Below are 17570 nucleotides of genomic sequence, written 5' to 3'. Positions count from 1 at the left end.
TGAAGCGAAATATCGATTGTCGCGGATTGCGGAACATTTAATGGACTATAAAAAGATTGTTCTATCCGATTTGTGCGCGTACATTGCAGGTCCGCGCCAATGTTTGAGAAATATCAAGCGTGGTTTTCCCGAATCCGGTGTTCGAGAGAAGGAAACATGCACAACGACAACACCCCCCAATCGCGTCGTGACAACGACGCAGCCGCAACCGGCATCACGCGGCGTCAATGGCTGCAGGGCGCACTGGCGCTGACGGTGGCGGGCCTCACCGGCTCGCTGGCGTTGCGGGCCCTGGCCGACGATCCCGGCACCGCGCCGCTCGATACGTTCATGACGCTTTCCGAAGCATTGACCGGCAAGAAAGGGCTGAGCCGCGTCACCGGCGAGCGCTATCTGCAGGCATTGCAGAAGGGCTCGTTCAAGACGGCCGACAGCCTGCCGCAACTCGCCGGCGCGCTCGCATCCGGCTCGCTGAATCCCGACCAGGAATCGCTCGCACTGACGATTCTCGGCGCGTGGTATCTCGGCATCGTCGACAACGTCGTGATTACCTACGAAGAAGCATTAATGTTCAGCGTGGTGTCCGATACCCTCGTGATCCCGTCGTATTGCCCCAACAAACCCGGCTTCTGGGCCGAAAAACCGATCGAGAGGCAAGCCTGATGGCCGATACCGATACGCAAAAAGCCGACATCGTCGTCGTCGGATCGGGTGTCGCCGGCGCGATCGTCGCGCACCAGCTCGCGATGGCGGGCAAGTCCGTGATCCTGCTGGAAGCCGGCCCGCGCATGCCGCGCTGGGAAATCGTCGAGCGTTTTCGCAACCAGCCCGACAAGACCGATTTCATGGCGCCGTACCCGTCGAGCCCGTGGGCCCCGCATCCGGAATACGGCCCGCCGAACGACTACCTGATCCTGAAGGGCGAGCACAAGTTCAACTCGCAGTACATCCGCGCGGTGGGCGGTACGACGTGGCACTGGGCCGCGTCGGCGTGGCGCTTCATCCCGAACGACTTCAAGATGAAGACCGTGTACGGCGTCGGCCGCGACTGGCCGATCCAGTACGACGACCTCGAGCATTACTATCAGCGCGCCGAGGAAGAACTCGGCGTGTGGGGCCCGGGCCCCGAGGAAGATTTGTACTCGCCGCGCAAGCAGGCATACCCGATGCCGCCGCTGCCGTTGTCGTTCAACGAGCAGACCATCAAGAGCGCGCTCAACGGCTATGACCCGAAGTTCCACGTGGTGACCGAGCCGGTCGCACGCAACAGCCGCCCGTACGACGGCCGGCCGACTTGTTGCGGGAACAACAACTGCATGCCGATCTGCCCGATCGGTGCGATGTACAACGGCATCGTCCACGTCGAGAAGGCCGAGCAGGCCGGCGCCAAGCTGATCGACAGCGCGGTCGTCTACAAGCTCGAGACCGGGCCGGACAAGCGCATCGTCGCCGCGATCTACAAGGACAAGACGGGCGCGGACCATCGCGTCGAGGGCAAGTACTTCGTGCTCGCCGCGAACGGCATCGAGACGCCGAAGATCCTGCTGATGTCCGCGAACCGCGATTTCCCGAACGGCGTCGCGAACAGCTCCGACATGGTCGGCCGCAACCTGATGGACCATCCGGGCACCGGCGTGTCGTTCTACGCGAACGAGAAGCTGTGGCCAGGCCGCGGCCCGCAGGAGATGACGTCGCTGATCGGTTTCCGCGACGGCCCGTTCCGCGCGACCGAAGCCGCGAAGAAGATCCACCTGTCGAACATGTCGCGCATCAACCAGGAGACGCAGAAGATCTTCAAGGCCGGCAAGCTGATGAAGCACGAGGAACTCGACGCGCAGATCCGCGACCGTTCCGCGCGCTACGTGCAGTTCGACTGCTTCCACGAAATCCTGCCGCAACCCGAGAACCGCATCGTGCCGAGCAAGACGGCCACCGACGCGATCGGCATCCCGCGCCCCGAGATCACGTATGCGATCGACGACTACGTGAAGCGCGGCGCCGTGCACACGCGCGAGGTCTATGCGACGGCCGCGAAGGTGCTCGGCGGCACCGACGTCGTCTTCAACGACGAGTTCGCGCCGAACAACCACATCACGGGTTCGACGATCATGGGCGCGGATGCACGCGACTCCGTCGTCGACAAGGACTGCCGCACGTTCGACCATCCGAACCTGTTCATCTCGAGCAGCTCGACGATGCCGACCGTCGGTACGGTGAACGTGACGCTGACGATCGCGGCGCTCGCGCTGCGGATGTCGGACACGCTGAAGAAGGAAGTCTGACCGTGCGGAAATCTACTCTCACCTTCCTCGTCGCCGGCTGCCTCGCGCTGCCGGGCCTCGTGCGCGCGGCCGATTCCGCCGATCCCGCGCAGATCAAGCGCGGCGAATACCTCGCGGTCGCGGGCGACTGCATGGCCTGCCACACCGCGAAGGGCGGCAAGCCGTTCGCGGGCGGCCTCGGCATGCCGGTGCCGAAGCTCGGCACGATCTATACGAGCAACATCACGCCCGATCCCGATACGGGCATCGGCAACTGGACGTTCGATGACTTCGAGCGCGCGGTGCGTCATGGCGTGTCGAAGAACGGCGACAACCTGTACCCCGCGATGCCGTACGTGTCGTACGCGAAGATCAACGACGACGACGTGCAGGCGCTGTACGCGTACTTCATGCACGGCGTCGAACCGGTCAAGCAGGCGCCGCCGAAGAACGAGATCCCTGCGCTGCTGAGCATGCGCTGGCCGCTGAAGATCTGGAACTGGCTGTTCCTGAAGGACGGCGTCTACCAGCCGAAGCCGGCGCAGAGCGCCGAGTGGAACCGCGGCGCGTATCTCGTGCAGGGCCTTGCGCACTGCAGCACGTGCCACACGCCGCGCGGCATCGCGATGCAGGAGAAGTCGCTCGACGAAACGGGCGGCAGCTTCCTGTCGGGCTCGGTGCTCGCGGGCTGGGACGGCTACAACATCACGTCCGACCCGAACGCGGGGATCGGCGGCTGGACGCAGCAGCAGCTCGTCCAGTACCTGCGCACCGGCAGCGTGCCGGGCCTTGCGCAGGCGGCCGGCCCGATGGCCGAGGCTGTCGAGCACAGCTTCTCGAAGATGACCGAAGCCGACATCGGCGCGATCGCGACGTACATCCGGACGGTGCCGGCCGTGGCCAATGGCGATGCGAAGCAGTCGCGCTCGTCGTGGGGCAAGCCGGCCGAGGACGGCCTGAAGCTGCGCGGCGTCGCGCTCGCGTCGTCGGGCATCGATCCGGCGCGGCTGTATCTCGGCAACTGCGCGACCTGCCACCAGATGCAAGGCAAGGGCACGCCGGACGGTTACTACCCGCCGCTGTTCCATAACTCGACGGTCGGCGCACCGAATCCGACCAACCTCGTGCAGGTGATCCTGAACGGCGTGCAGCGCAAGGCCGGCAGCGAGGACGTCGGGATGCCGGCATTCCGTCACGAACTGTCGGATGCGCAAATCGCCGCGCTGACGAACTACGTGACCGGGCAGTTCGGCAATCCGGCCGCGAAGGTGACCGAGCAGGACGTCGCGAAGCTGCGCTGACGCGGCGCGCGACGAAGCAGGGCGACAACGTAAAAGAGGAGGAGCACAGCACATCGGGCGAGCCCCGATGCCGGTTGTTGCAGAGCGAGGCGGGCGGCGCGATTGGCCGCCCGCTCCGGTTCACAGGCAATCCGGTGCGTGCGGTTGCGCGCGCATCGTTTTCGTTGATCACACCATGACACCGAATCAACCGTTTCTCGCGTCCCAGCGCGATATGCTGCTGCTGTCCCGAATCCTGCTCGTGATCCTGTTCGTGATGTTCGGCTGGAAGAAGATTGTCGACTTCTCCGGTACGATCGCATTCATGGGCAGCGAGGGCGCGCCGGCGCCGATCATCTCGGCGGCGATTTCCGTCGTGATGGAGTTGTTCGTCGGGATCGCGATCCTCGTCGGTTTCCAGACGCGACCGCTTGCGCTGCTGCTTGCGCTGTATACGATCGGCACCGGCATCATCGGCCACCACTACTGGACGATGACGGGCGGCGAGCAGATCAACAACATGATTCATTTCTACAAGAACATCGCGATCTCGGGCGGCTTGCTTGCGCTCTGCGCGGCCGGCCCCGGACGTTTTTCGATCGATCGCGGATAAGCAGACCCGAGGCGCGTGCATGGGGCGCGCGACGGACGGTCGAGATTTCGAGGGGGCATCATTTTGCGACTCAAATACTTCGCATGGCTGATTGCGGCCGCCACGCCGGCGGCTGTGTTTGCACAGACGAGCATCACGCTGTACGGCCGGATCGACGGCGGCGTCGAATACCTGAACCACATCGCGAAGCCGAACGGCGGCAGCGGAACGCGCTGGAGCGCGGAGAGCGGCGACTGGGGTACCAGCATGTTCGGGCTGAAAGGCGTCGAGGATCTCGGCGGCGGGATGTCGACGGTCTTCAACCTGGAAACCGCGTTCCAGGTGATGAACGGCCAGACGGGCGGCGGGCGCATGTGGTCGCGGCGCGCGTACGTCGGGTTGAAGAGCGACACGTGGGGCCAGCTGCAGGCCGGCCGCAACCTGTTCATCGACAGCGACGGCGTGTGGGAATTCGATCCGTTCGTCCAGCAGGCGTTTTCGTCAGCGTCGCTCGTACGCGGCCGCAACTGGCAGCAGAGCAGCAACAACATCGAATATCACAGCCCGGTGATCGGCGGCTTCGACGTGCAGGCGCAATACGCGTTCGGCAATCAGTCGCGCGGCTTCAACTACGGCGCTGCCGACGATTTCGGCCGCTCGGACGGGATCATGATCTCGTACCATTCGCCGGTGCTCGACGTGCGCGGCATCTACGACGAGCTGCGCGACAACAACGGCAAGTTCAGCAACATCTTCACCGCGTCGCGCGAGTACTTCGTCGGTGCGAACGTGAAGGTGTCGAAGTTCAAGATTCAGGGCGCGTATACGCACTACCAGGCGCCGGATAGTCCGGCCGGTGTCGCCGATCGGGCGGATCACTACTGGCTTGGCGCGACCTATTCGGCGACGCCGCAGTGGGCCGTGACGGGTGGCGGGTATTACGTGAAGGTGGGTGATGGCGGTGGCGATGCGTCGCACGATCCGTCGGGCCACGCGATCATGTACGTGCTCGGCACCACGTACAACCTGTCGAAGCGGACGTTCCTGTATGGCACGGTCGCGTATGTGCGAAACGGTGGAAATTCGAACTTCTCGCTACTCGCGACGCCGCGGGATGCGACGTCGGGGACGAGCCCGATAACGGGTGAATCGCAGACGGGTGCGTATGTGGGGATGATGCATACGTTCTGAGTGCGGGCGGTTTGTGTTGGTGAAAAAGGCTCGGATGATCGAACCCGAGCCTTTTGCATTTACAGCGCTTGGAGGGCGCATAGTTTGCACGAGCATTGCATTGCGGGAGGCCGTGTCCGATGGCTTCACAGTTTTTGACGTTTATAGACTGAAAGCTCCAAGGTAAACGACGGTTATTCGATTTATCGCTATCTGGCTGGCCCGGCTACGGTGGGCACTGTCGTTACCGTTGCCGCATGCAGCGGCCCCACGGGCGGCGTGCCTGCGCCGCCTGCGGATATCGTTGTGCTCGAAAGCATGGCGTAAGTTGCATCCGAGTTGGATTTGATATGATGAATTCCGGCTCGATCCGGTGTGCGGCTTGAATCCTTTCTATGCCGAAAGCCCCAGCAGTGGCCGGAAAATTCTGGGCCTTTTTCCTATTTCGATGAGATACCAATCTGCCGCCCGGCGCTTCCCGGCGGCCGTTTTTGTTACTACACGGTACGGGGTAGCCTGATGGTTTCCGATCTCCTGAACAAGGCACTGCGCACGCAATACGTGCAACACGGACGAATTGTCCGCCTCGATACGCCGCTTGGCGAAGACTGGTTGGTCCCGCTTTATGTCCGGGGGCGCGCGTGTCTTGGGCGAGACTTCGAATTCACGATCGATGCAACATCGACGCGGCTCGAAACAATTCCGGCGAAGGCGCTGATCCGGCAATCCGTGACGCTGTGGATCCGGCAAACGGATGGCAGCGAAATGCCAATTCACGGTTATGTGACGGCGTTCAGCCGCTTGGGCGGGGACGGAGCCAATACGTACTATCAACTCCGCTTCAATTCATTTCTCGCGCTGCTGCGCCTCGGCAGTGACCGACGCGACTGGATCGAGACGCCTGCGCAACAAACCGTGTCCGATGTGCTGGGAAAGTATCCGCAGGCGACCGGTAACTTTACTTGGCAACTGCGTCAATCGTTGCGCTCGTATTCTCAGCGGATGCAATGGGAATCCGACTGGAATTACGTCCACCGCACCTTTGAAGAACTCGGTCTTTTTCCGCGTTTCGATATCGCGCAGGACGGCAAGTCTCACAAGGTCGTCATCATGGACGATCTTTTCTCGGTTCCCGAGTTAAAGCAAAAGACCATTTTGTTTAGCCGCTCGGTACAAGACGAGGAATTCGACGGCCTGAGTGAGTGGATCGACTCGCAAGAAATTCAGTCGGCCGAACTCGATACGGGCACATTCGACTACAAGCGTCCGGACCTTTCGAAGCACGTCACGATGCCCGCGTTCGATCTTGACGATGTGCCGGGGCTGGGCGAGCAGTACGAATACACGGGGTCGCATACGTGGTCGGATCGCGACATGGGCGAGGCTCAGGCAAACGTTGTCACAGAAGAATGGCGCTCACGGGCGCAACGCTTCTACGGTGTGGGCGCATTGCGTTGCGCATGGCCTGGTCGCTATGGCCTGCTGACCGGGCACCCTGTGCACGATGCACAGTCGGAACAGGATCGCGAGATGGCGATTCTTTCCGTGAACTGGCTCATCCAGAACAACGTGCCGGGTCTTGAAAACCTGATGCGGTTTCGCAAGAGCGTGCGCGCAGAGGTCGAGCAAGCGCGTGCGAACGGTGCGGGTTCGGCGGTGCGCCACGACGACGGCGGTGTCGGATTCTTCCACGTCGAAATCGAAGCGCAACGGCGTCGCGTCGCGTTTCGCAGTCCGTTCGAACACAAGAAGCCCGTCATGCAGCTTCAGACCGGCATCGTCGGCGGGCCGGAGAACGAAGAAATCTATACCGACGCGATGCTCCGGGCGAAGGTTCGGCTGACATCCGATCGACTCAATGACGGCGACCAGAACGTCTCGGCGTGGATACGCGCGGCGATGCCCGACGCGGGCCACAAGCGTGGCGGCATGTTTCCGCTGCGCAAGAACGATGAAGTTTTGATCGGCTTCATCAACGGTGATTGCGATCGGCCCGTGATCTTGTCGAGAATGCACGGCGGCGAAAGCATGCCGGAATGGCACACGCATGGGCTGACCTCCGGCTTGCTGTCGCGCGAATACGGCGGTGAAGGTTACAACCAGCTGATGATGGACGACGCCAGCGGGCAGAACCGCGTGCATCTGTACTCGACGAGCTATAGCTCGCATTTGCACCTGGGCTATCTGATCCAGCACTCAGGCAACACGCGCGGCGCGTTCATCGGGCAGGGTTTTGATCTCAAGTCACTGGGCTACGGTGCGGTGCGGGCCGAACAAGGGCTTTACGTTTCGACGCAACCTGCCACGACCCAACCGCTGAGTGTGACGGCAGCGTCCGAACAGCTTACCCGCGCCGAAGCGATGCTGTCGACGACGTCGAAGGCGAGCCAGGCGAATCGGGCGCAGAGTCAGCAAGACGGCCACAATGCACTGAAAACTTTCACGGACGCAACGCAGCATCCGGTGGCCGGCACGACCAAGGGCGGTCGCACGGCCGGCGGCGGTACGGGCAACGCGAATGGCTTCGCGAAGCCGATCATGCTGCTGTCGAGTCCCGAAGGCATTGCCGCATCGACGCAAGGGTCGGCACATATCACGGCAAACAAGCAAACCAACGTGGTTGCAGGGGAAGACATCAACCTTGCAGCCGGTCGGGCGCTGCTCGCCAGTGTGTTGGAGCAAATCAGCCTGTTTGCGGAAAAACTCGGCGTCAAGATCTATGCGGCAAGTGGCCCGATAGATCTCCAGGCTCAGAACGATTCGATGAGTTTTGCCGCCTCGCAAGATGTGAAGATTACGGCGGGCAAGAAGATGTATCTGTCGGCCGACGAAATCTGGATCGGCGCGAACGGGTCATATATCAAGCTGACGGCGAACATGATCGAGAATGCAACGTCGGGCCAGATTGTAGAAAAGTGCGCGAATTGGGAGAAAACGGGAGCCGCAAGCGGCACGCTGAAAAACCCGCTGCATTCGTCGCCGGTATCGGCCGACGGCGGTCGTTTCACAGTGTTCTCCGGTTAAACCGCGCGGCGGGATCGTTCCAATACAAGAAATCCTGAAACCGAATCCGAGTCGGGAATCATGAGCAAGACAACGCCTAAAAAGAAGCATCATCCGCCGGCCGCTCCAAAATCGGTCCCCAGACCTGCCGAACCGGCGGATACGTCGCTGAGCTGGGCCTACCCCTTCACGCCGGTAGGCAAGGACGACGCGGCCGACCCGATGACCTATTTCACGGCGCTGGCCAAGTGTGAAAACGGCTTTTATCCACTTGGCGTCAGCGGCATGTGGCACGGTGGCGTGCATTTCGCCGACGGCAGCGCGGAAATGCTGAAGCAAGACAGCGGCGTGCGCGCGATTGCGGACGGCAAAGTCGTGGCGTACCGGCTGAACTCGAAATACGAGGAAACGACGTACCCGAACAACGTTGGTCTGGCGCACTTCTCGACGGGCTTTGTACTGGTCCGGCATGAACTGAAATTACCGCCGAAACCGGCCCCGAAAGAACCCGCGAAACCGGCTCCGGCATCGGCCCCCGCATCGGCTCCCGCGCCTGCATCGACTAACACCGCGCCCCCGACGTCTGCACCAGCCGACAATCCGTCGTCCAACAGCAAAGACAAATCCCTCGTGTTCTTCAGCCTGTACATGCACACGATGGATTGGGAAACCTATCAAAAGGGGATGGGGCAAGCGAAAACAGACCGGCATCCGGACCAGCCACTTCCGTCACCGATGTCATATTGGGAGGGCGACCGCTACTATCGGGTGGGCAGCAAGGCGAAGGACAAGCAAACCGTTCCGAAGCCGAAGGCGCCTGCGCAGCCGCCCGCGACACGGACCGATGGGGCCGACAATCTGCCTATCAACAACACGAGCCAGAACGAACCGCCGCCCGCAGATAGCGGTCAAGATGCCACTCCTCCCGCGCCGGAGACAGGTTTGCACATTCGCGAGTTGCCGAACGGAAAGAGCAAGATTATTGGCGTGTTGCCGACAGGAACCGAAATCATTGCGGGCGAAGGTGACCCTGCACACCCGGACTGGATCAAGATCAAGTCCATTAAATCGGGCACGGTTTTGTCTGCCGAAGTTGGTAAGCCGGTGTCTCCGCAAGCACAGTGGAGCTACGTGTTCAAAGGGGAGCTGGACGCTGTAGTCGATCCGAAGCCGCTTGATACGGTCGTGATTCTGAAGGAGCCGCAGCGCGTCAAGGCGGGCGAAGTCGTCGCGCATGTCGGCCAGTATCAATGGCCCAGGAAGGCGAGCCCGATACCGCCGAAGCCGAACTACCCGATGTTGCATCTCGAAGTGTTCGCGGGGCCGGACCTGAAAGACTTCATCGACCGAAGCCGTGCGCGTGCGAAAGAACTGAACGAGAAAAACAAACCGCTTCTGGAAATCGAACCGGGGGCGAAGCTGGTCAGCGAAATTCCCGCACCGGACCAGAAACTGACCCAATCCGGGTTGAAGCTCGTGCCAATAGGCGATGCAAAGGGTTCGCGCTGGATCAAGGTGCAGCCGAAGAGCGTGACGACCGTGCCCGCGAAGGACAAGCAAAAGGCCAAGCAAAGCTTCGCAGACGCTGGGAAACCGATGTGGGTTGAAAGCAGTCTTGCGAACACGATCAGCACGGCGAATGTTGCGGGATGGCAGAACTTTCCGCTGGATGTTTCCAAGGCGAGCGGGCCGGGCGCGGACTTCCGGGACGTGCTTCTCCGTACGCAGCTCGGCAAACTTGGTGCGGACAATGTCGCGATTGACGACAACGGGCATCATTGGTGGAACATTACGATTGGTTCGAAGGATGGTTCGGCGCGACAGGGATGGGTGTGCGAGACCGGCCACCACGGCGTGCAGTTTCGTAGCCCTTGGGAATGGCCGGGTTTCGAATTGGTAGACAATGGCAGCGTGAGCCCTGCCGACATGTTCAAACGCCATATCCATACGACCGAACAATATCTGGCGGACGAGGAAGGTACCGAGTTCATGGGGACGGCAGCGAAGGTCAATGCTGGCGAACTCATCACGAAACTTGAAAAGGCGATCGACACGAACCAAGACGGGAAGGTAACGGCGCAAGAACTGAAGCACGCACTGGAAACGCGTTGGATGGCCGAAGCGGTTTCGCATCTTGTGGTGCGCAATGAAACCGAATGGGGCGGTGGTCTCGGCAAGTGGGAAGATCTCACCCCGCTTATGCAGAAGCAGACCGAGATGTGGAAGACGGAGCTTGATCGGCTCGCGAAGCTTCAATGGTGGGAGCAAATCAAGGGTGTCGATGGCTTTCCCACGGACCTTTCGCCTTGGCACCTCCATCCGATTGGGTTGATCGGGAATTTCACGGCGAAGGAGGTGAGTATCGGTCACGCGCTTTCTGACGATGGGTTATGGTTTATATTTTCACACGAGGCGCAGGCAGGCACGACCAACCGATTGCATTGGCCCGGCGGAGCGAGCGGTGTTACGTTGGGGGCTGGATATGATATGAAGGGGCGCAGCGAGGCTGGGATTATTGCAGACATGAAAGCTATTGGCTTGTCCGACGAAACCGCTGAAGGTATTGCGAAGGCCGCGGGAAAACAGGACTCTGACGCCAATGATTTCGCGAAAAATAATCGAAACGTGGTCGATCTGACACATGAGCAAGAGGTCGGCTTGCTGCGTCATACCGTCAAGCCATATGAGGAAATGGTTCGACGTTCAATAAAAATCGAACTCTCGCAGAATCAATTTGATGCGCTTGTAAGCTTTGCTTACAACCCCGCCGCGCGATGGGATAGTGTGACGGATTTGATTAATAATGGAAAAGTTGATGCTGCAATGAGTAAGATTAAAGAGGGCATTAAATCAAAGGGAACGGTGCTTCCCGGTCTTGTGCACAGGCGAAATGATGAGGTGAATTTGTATCAAGAGGGGCGGTATGAGATGAATGGCGTGCCGATTAATCATGAATGATCGATTTTGTAAGTCCATGGGGGGGGGTATGTCGATAAGGTGGCGAGAAAGTTTTAAACTACTGTTGGTTGGGTTATTTATTTTTCTCCAATCATTGCACGCTGCTGCTGCCGAATGGAATCCGGTCATTGAAGGTCGGTGGGAAGTAGAGTCGGTGCACTTGAATGTTGATGCGGAGTGGACTCCAAGCTACGGATGGAATGATCCAAGACTAGTAGGAAGGTTGTTCATTTTTAATAAAAATAGAATATGGACTGACGCTCCTGAAAATCGACCATGCGTCGAAATAAATAGCAAGACCTCGCAAACCAACTTGCGTGATCTAATTTCAACGAGCATGTCTGGATTTGGAAATCCCGCAACGAATGCTACCGAAAAAAATTACAAAATTGATATTCCTGGATCGACGATGGTTGATGTTGTTAGGGTCTTTTGTGGCAGTCAGCCTTGGCAAGGTAGTTTGGGGGCCTCGGATAAAGCAAGTGGTGCGTGGATGCTTTCGCCCAGTCCTGGAAAGCTTCTATTGCGCTGGTATGGAGAAACAATTCTCACTCTAAAGCGGGTTCGTGACAACGAGAAACCAAATCCATCTTTCAACTGCGCAAAGGCAAAGAGCGAAGTAGAGATGGAGATATGCAGTTCATATGAACTTTCATCATTTGATAAAAGTATTGCCACGTCTTTTTCGCAATTAATCGAGCAAAGAAAGTCGGCAGGGGATGCGGTGGGTGACGTAATTCGCAAGCAAAGAGAATGGATTTCGAAACGAAATTTATGTGGCAAAGATGCTGCCTGCATTCTTGACGCTATGAAGGTACAACTTCTGCAACTTGACGGCATGAGCCGAAATTAGACAAAAAATGCATTGCTTGGGATGGAGTATATAACCAAGGGATGAGGTGTGGATTTGTATGCGAATATTTTGTTGTCTTTGTTACTGATTTTTTGCTCCGACGTTCTCGTTTGCAAAAGAGTGTTCAAAGTCTGCTCCATGTGAATTTTACGTCAACGAGCAATCGGATTTAATGAATCGGTCTGACGAAAATATCAGTCAGAGTGGAAGGAGGATTAATAGTTCCTCCATGCGGGGTGTGTATGTTATGTTGCGAGGTGGTCAATACTGCCTCGCAAAAGAAAGCGAGGCTAACGATAAATCATTCATGGTTGTCAGTATTCTAAAATCGGATGATCATCCTCGCAGAGGGGATGCAATGTTTGGTCGGGCGACGAGCTTGCGCTGAAGGCTCCGCAGGGATTGTCGAAATTCTCATGGAACTTGGCATCGCAGTGGCAGAATAATTTTGAACCGAGGGAGACGTCTTCTCGAAAGATCACAATCCAAGACGGTTTCCGATCGGTTGAATCGTCTGTCCATAATGTCAATGGTAAAATAATTGGGCGCCGCACTTATATCTACCCTACTCAACTTGATGTAACTCCTGAGAGCCTTGTTTGCTTCGAATTTTGCCCGACGAGTCAGGCAAGTTTTCCGGTGAATCGCGCGGAGGCATTGGGGGATATCCAATTGAACCATCCATTATAGATGAAAATTCATTGATTAACTATAAGTGCCAATCCCAAATAAAATAAATTATATTTGTCTGGTCGCTAGGGTGGGGAAGGGATTGTCATGATTGAATGGCTAGATGGTGCGCACTTGGTTATATGCAAGTAACGTGGATTGTTTAGTTGAGGGGTGATGTGGGTGGCAGCCAGTTGGAGGAATTCGAGTGATTAATTTGATTAGAATTGGTGATGCTACCGACCACGGCGGCAAAGTCGAAACGGGCTCATCGACCATGAAATTCGATGGCCGCTACGTCGCACGCAAAGGCGACCGCGTATCGTGTCCACAGCACCCCGACGTGTCGCCGAACATCATCGAGGAAGGTGACGAATCGATGAAGGACGACGGCATTCCGATAGCGCGACACGGCCATCGCGCTACATGCGGTTGTCACCTGATTTCAAGCCTGGTGTAACGCTACAACAGCGGCGCGAGGCCCGGTCGCACCGGGCAACGAACGATCACGGAGCCGTCGTTCTTCGACAGCACGACAAGCTGCGTAAAGCCGTTGGCTGGTGCATACCGCGACAAGTATAGGTCCAGCTGAAGGATCAGCGCGCCCATGCTGTTTTCAATGAACGCATTCTCGTCCGCCGTCACCACAATTTCGAAGCCTCTCACGAAGACCGAATGCGGCTTGATCGCCAGTAGTCGCTCAACGACGTTTCTTTTGACGAACGAAATCGCCGCGACGTGTTCGGCGCGTCGATCGTTCGGCGCAAGCTGGCGCATGAATTCCACAAAATCCGGCCACCCCTCGCGTGTCAACTGCGTCAAGTTGGCTGTCGTCAGCGCGAGCACGCGCCACTGCGCTTTCGACTCACGGGACGCGCTATAAGTCAGCGTCGGCTGTTTCAGCAGCGCAATCGTGCAAGGCACTCGATCATTTTCGTTTTTCAGATCGCCCTTGAGAGAGCCGATCCGCATCCGCGAAGGCCAGTCGCGATTCGTGCAGGTGAGGTCGGCACTCAATTGCAGCGGTGTTTTCACCACCGCTGTCCCGTCCGCGCGGAGCAGTACGAGCGACGTTTCACGTCCGGGGTGATGGATTGCCGCGTAGGGATCGTGGCGCGTGATCCAGAACCGTTCGCCAGCCCCGACTCCCCATGCATTCAGCGGCGGAATAGTGGTCCCGTCTGACGGATCGCTAACCGCATCAACCGAATAGATGCCGCGTATGTCTGGCCGGTTCGGTTTCGGCACGAGGGGATAATCGGCGACAATTTCGCCGCGCGACGACTTGACGCCCATATGCTTGAACAGGTTCACGATTGGCGTACAGAACAATCCGATGTTGTCCGCCGATAGCGGGGTGAGCGCTTGTGCGACGCGCGAATCCACGTGCACGCCTCCAATCGCCAGGTGCAGTGTTACGCGCCGCGCGCGGTTCATTTGGACGGGTTCAAGACATCGGCGCAAATGAATGTCGACAAAATCGAACTTGTCCGGAAATCCGACGTATTCGAGCAGCGGCTGAATCAGCGGCGAGGTTTGGGGTGGTGGCAGCAGCATATCGTCAGGACCGAACCCGATCGGTGTGACCGGTATCCCCGCAATTGGCATCCACCGCCCGCTGTCGTCCGCTTCCACATATGCGCCCCGGACGCGCAGCAGGACCGTATCCAGCAGCGCGACGACTGTCTGGCGTTCCCCAGCGAAATGGACGCGCAGCGTGTCGGGCGAAACCGCGCCGAGAGGCGAGGCGGCGACCGTCGACTCAATCGTGATGGAAATGAAGCAGGTTGTGTTCGGCGGCAAGGCGACTTGTGCCGGTGCGACGGTGCTGCGCGAGAATCGAGCGTTTGCGATGTGGAGCGGCGCAAGCGTTACGTCATAAGCGGTTCGAAAGCGAACTTCCCCGCCGCGCGACGTGAGCTCCATGCCACGCGGCAAGACGACCGGCTTGCCCGGTAATTCCTTGATCGGATCGAAGCGAGCGATCGAACATGCCGGGAACGGTCGCAAGTAGTGCGGGTGCAAGACATGAAGCAGCGCTTCGGTGAACTTCGGTGCGCCGTCGTCCAGGTCGGCTCGGATTTCGGCTGCAATCAACGCGAACGCCTGCATCATCCGCTGGACGTGTGGGTCTTCCGCCTGTCCGCCTGTAAAGTTCAGGCGGGCGGCGATTCGTGGATACTCGTTGGAGAAGGTTGCGAACTGATCCTCCAGCTTCGTCAGTTCCTGTTCATAGTAGCCGCGCAGCTTGTCGTGCATATCCAACGTCGTAAGGCCTCTGCAGGTCACGACGTGCGTCGTATTGTCCAACGGTCATCGTAGTGGAATCTTCATTCTCCGCGTTCCCGCAGCCCAACAGTCCGACGCCAAAACATGAGTCTGATGCGATTACGGCAACTGCATGACGGCGGGAAAAGCCGCTCAAGTTCGCATGCAATTGATATTCAGTAACCGATATTGATGGGTTTTGGTTTCAGCCGCCGTTTCTTCAATTTCGGCGCGAATATGTTTCGCAATGTGAACTTCGAGGGGCGGCTCGTCGAGATAAAGCCGTGACGGCAGCCGCCGACGCGGGACAAGATCTCCAGGTGATGAGCGGTCAGACGGAGGTACTACGCGAAGGTGGGCGACGGTGGCGATGCGTCGTACGATCCGTCGGGGCACGCGATGATGTACGTGCTCGCACGACGTACAACCTGTCGGAGCGCACGTTTCTGTACGGGACTGTTGCGTACGTGCGCAACGGCGGCAATTCGAATTTCTCGCTGGTCGCGACGCCGCGTGGCGCGACGTGGGGTACGAGCCCGATGACGGGCGAGTCTCAGACGGGCGTGGGGATGATGCCTACGTTCTGAGTGTAGGCGCAGTGCACGCAAGGCACGGGCGAGGGCAGCCCCTGCCTTGTTGCGTTTGCGGCTTTGCCGGATCATTGTGACGTCCACATCAGCGCCGGCGCGCAGATTGAAGTGCGCCGGGCCTGCTGCAGGCCGCTATATGGCTCCCGCGCATCGCTTGTTCATCTTTTCGCCGCGAGTCTTATAGCTGGCGTTACGCGTCGTGCTACCGATAACGTGCGCTGGAGGGATTCACATTTTCTGACGTTTATGGGCTGAAAATTCTGCGACGGCTTGGCTGTCCCGGAGGATAGAAGTGGTTTTGGCTGAAAACACTATCGTGCAAATCAACAACAAGGTAATGGTCTATCTTACGTGGCGGGATAGATTGCTCACGTTTACCCAACCGAAGTTCCCGGAAGCCGGGAGGCAAGTGGTTGCCGGCACGATGAACCACGGCGAAGTGCCAACAGCCGCCGCACTACGCGAGCTTCGCGAGGAAAGTGGTATCGGCGACGCTCAAGTCGTGCGCGTTCTCGGCGGTTACTTCTATTCGATGCAGAAATTCGGAAGAAGCGAGATTCAACACCGACATGTCGTGCATGTCATGGTGAGCGACGCCATTGCAATGAAGGCGCATTGGGCGCATTTCGAGAGCGATCCAGGTTCCGGTGGTGAACCCATTGAATTCAGCTTCCAGTGGGTTCCACTTTTTGGAGCGGAATTCACGCTGATCGGTGGGCACGATTTCTTCTTGCCCATGCTGAAACACTTCATGCGCGAGCATCAACATGAGCGGTTGAACAGAGACTGAAACATGAAGGTTTGCATCGTAGGCCCGTCGGGTGCGGGGAAAACGACTATCGCCCGGCAGTTGGCTCGGAGGTTCGATACTGACGCGTATGAATTCGACAACGTCTATTGGGACAAGAGCGGTGAACAGTACGTGAAGAATTCGGATCAGGCGATGGCTGACGCTATCGCGACGATCATCGCCGAAGCCGGCTGGTTCGTCGAAGGCGCGTACGATAAGCGAATGTATCCGCTGCTTGCCGAGTGTTCACTGATCTTGAAGGTCGAAGTCCCGTTCCGTGTGCGCGTGATACGCCTGATCAAGCGCTTCATCGGGGCGATGGTGACCGGAAAGTTACCTAGGGAGACCTTCGGAACACCATCGAATTGATCAAGTTTTCGTTCCGCTTCGATAAGCGGCTCAGCGATTTTCTGTCCGCGGACGCAGTGCCTTCGATGAAGGTCGTTTCAGTCCGCGACACATCATCGAGCATTGAAGCAATACGTATGGCAGGTCTCTGCTGACGCTATTGCAGGCCTGCGCTGGTCCATCGCGATCGATCGGCGCCGTGCGTCAGAACACGAACGCCTCGGTCGTCGTCAGCACCGCAAACGGTCCGCCAAGCGTCGCATTGTGATGCGCGACGATCCGCTCGGCGGCCAGCGCGGGCGTATCCATGCAAGTATGCGCATCGGCCACGAGCACCGCGCGAAAGCCGAGATCGCCGGCCGCACGGCACGTCGTATCGACGCAGTACTGCGTCTTCATCCCCGCTATCACGATCTCGCCAATACCAGCCGCATGCAGCCACTCCGCGAGCCGCGTGCCCGCGAAGCAACTCGGGCGAGTCTTGTCGAACACGATATCGCGAGCGGCATCGATCGCAAGCGCCGGCAGCAGCGCGGCCAGCGGCGCGTCGGGCGCAATCGGCGAGCCGGCCGGACCGGTGTGACGCACGGCGAATACCGGCGCGCCGGCTTCATGCGCCCGACAAATCAGCCGGTTGATGTTGGCCAGCACGCGTTCGCCGTCATACGGGCGATCGGGGCCGTGGAACAGCCCGACCTGCATGTCGATCACGAGCAGTGCGCGTTTCGGGGAAGGGACTTCGGACATGGCGTTTCTCCTGAGTGGCCGATGCGGACGGAGAAACGAAA

At 58.7% G+C, this 17570-nt stretch carries 13 protein-coding genes and 1 pseudogene; 12 read left to right on the top strand and 2 right to left on the bottom strand.

The window, feature by feature from the left end:
* Positions 1 to 156: 156 nt before the first annotated feature.
* The 9 genes from CFB89_RS23555 (at position 157) to CFB89_RS23520 (ending at position 13246) form a co-directional block, all read left to right on the top strand.
* Complete coding sequence (locus tag CFB89_RS23555) at positions 157 to 663, top strand: sugar dehydrogenase complex small subunit (protein WP_089469963.1); 507 nt, start codon at positions 157 to 159, stop codon at positions 661 to 663.
* A complete protein-coding gene (locus tag CFB89_RS23550; RefSeq protein ID WP_089469962.1) occupies positions 663 to 2282 on the top strand; it encodes a GMC family oxidoreductase in 1620 nt (539 codons plus the stop codon). The genes CFB89_RS23555 and CFB89_RS23550 overlap by 1 nt, the downstream gene beginning before the upstream one ends.
* 2 nt (positions 2283 to 2284) lie before the next feature.
* Positions 2285 to 3562, top strand: a complete 1278-nt coding sequence (locus CFB89_RS23545) for a cytochrome c (RefSeq protein ID WP_089469961.1) — start codon at positions 2285 to 2287, stop codon at positions 3560 to 3562.
* Between the two features lie 175 nt (positions 3563 to 3737).
* Positions 3738 to 4154 (top strand): DoxX family protein, encoded by a 417-nt coding sequence (locus CFB89_RS23540; protein ID WP_089469960.1) that lies wholly within the window; start codon positions 3738 to 3740, stop codon positions 4152 to 4154.
* 63 nt (positions 4155 to 4217) lie between these two features.
* A complete protein-coding gene (locus CFB89_RS23535; protein ID WP_089469959.1) occupies positions 4218 to 5324 on the top strand; it encodes a porin in 1107 nt (368 codons plus the stop codon).
* 498 nt (positions 5325 to 5822) lie between these two features.
* On the top strand, positions 5823 to 8327 hold the full coding sequence (locus tag CFB89_RS23530) for a type VI secretion system Vgr family protein (RefSeq protein WP_089469958.1): 2505 nt from the start codon (positions 5823 to 5825) through the stop codon (positions 8325 to 8327).
* 60 nt (positions 8328 to 8387) lie between these two features.
* Positions 8388 to 11264: a glycoside hydrolase family protein gene (locus CFB89_RS23525; RefSeq protein ID WP_089469957.1), complete on the top strand. Its 2877-nt coding sequence runs from the start codon at positions 8388 to 8390 to the stop codon at positions 11262 to 11264.
* Complete coding sequence (locus tag CFB89_RS34455; protein WP_144030155.1) at positions 11257 to 12117, top strand: lysozyme inhibitor LprI family protein; 861 nt, start codon at positions 11257 to 11259, stop codon at positions 12115 to 12117. Before CFB89_RS23525 ends, CFB89_RS34455 begins: the two co-directional genes overlap by 8 nt.
* A gap of 877 nt (positions 12118 to 12994) precedes the next feature.
* A complete protein-coding gene (locus tag CFB89_RS23520; RefSeq protein ID WP_089469956.1) occupies positions 12995 to 13246 on the top strand; it encodes a PAAR domain-containing protein in 252 nt (83 codons plus the stop codon).
* 2 nt (positions 13247 to 13248) lie between these two features.
* Here the strand turns inward: CFB89_RS23520 and tssF are convergent, their stop codons facing one another.
* On the bottom strand, positions 13249 to 15045 hold the full coding sequence (tssF, locus tag CFB89_RS23515) for a type VI secretion system baseplate subunit TssF (RefSeq protein ID WP_144030154.1): 1797 nt from the start codon (positions 15043 to 15045) through the stop codon (positions 13249 to 13251).
* Positions 15046 to 15396: 351 nt separating this feature from the next.
* Here tssF and CFB89_RS23510 point away from each other — a divergent pair.
* The 3 genes and pseudogenes from CFB89_RS23510 to CFB89_RS23500 form a co-directional block, all read left to right on the top strand.
* Positions 15397 to 15641, top strand: a pseudogene (locus tag CFB89_RS23510) (porin); the annotation flags it as partial.
* Between the two features lie 295 nt (positions 15642 to 15936).
* Entirely contained in the window at positions 15937 to 16434 is a 498-nt protein-coding gene (locus CFB89_RS23505) for an NUDIX domain-containing protein (RefSeq protein WP_144030153.1), read from the top strand.
* Between the two features lie 3 nt (positions 16435 to 16437).
* Positions 16438 to 16803: an AAA family ATPase gene (locus tag CFB89_RS23500; RefSeq protein ID WP_256979750.1), complete on the top strand. Its 366-nt coding sequence runs from the start codon at positions 16438 to 16440 to the stop codon at positions 16801 to 16803.
* A 183-nt stretch (positions 16804 to 16986) separates the two neighbouring features.
* Here CFB89_RS23500 and CFB89_RS23495 read toward each other — a convergent pair whose 3' ends face one another.
* Positions 16987 to 17529 carry a cysteine hydrolase family protein gene (locus CFB89_RS23495; RefSeq protein ID WP_089469953.1) on the bottom strand — a complete coding sequence of 181 codons (543 nt, stop codon included), beginning with the start codon at positions 17527 to 17529 and terminating at the stop codon, positions 16987 to 16989.
* Positions 17530 to 17570 lie beyond the last annotated feature (41 nt).

The organism is Burkholderia sp. AU16741, from assembly GCF_002223345.1.
Lineage (GTDB): Bacteria > Pseudomonadota > Gammaproteobacteria > Burkholderiales > Burkholderiaceae > Burkholderia > Burkholderia sola.
This window is presented reverse-complemented; position numbering and strand designations above follow the sequence as displayed.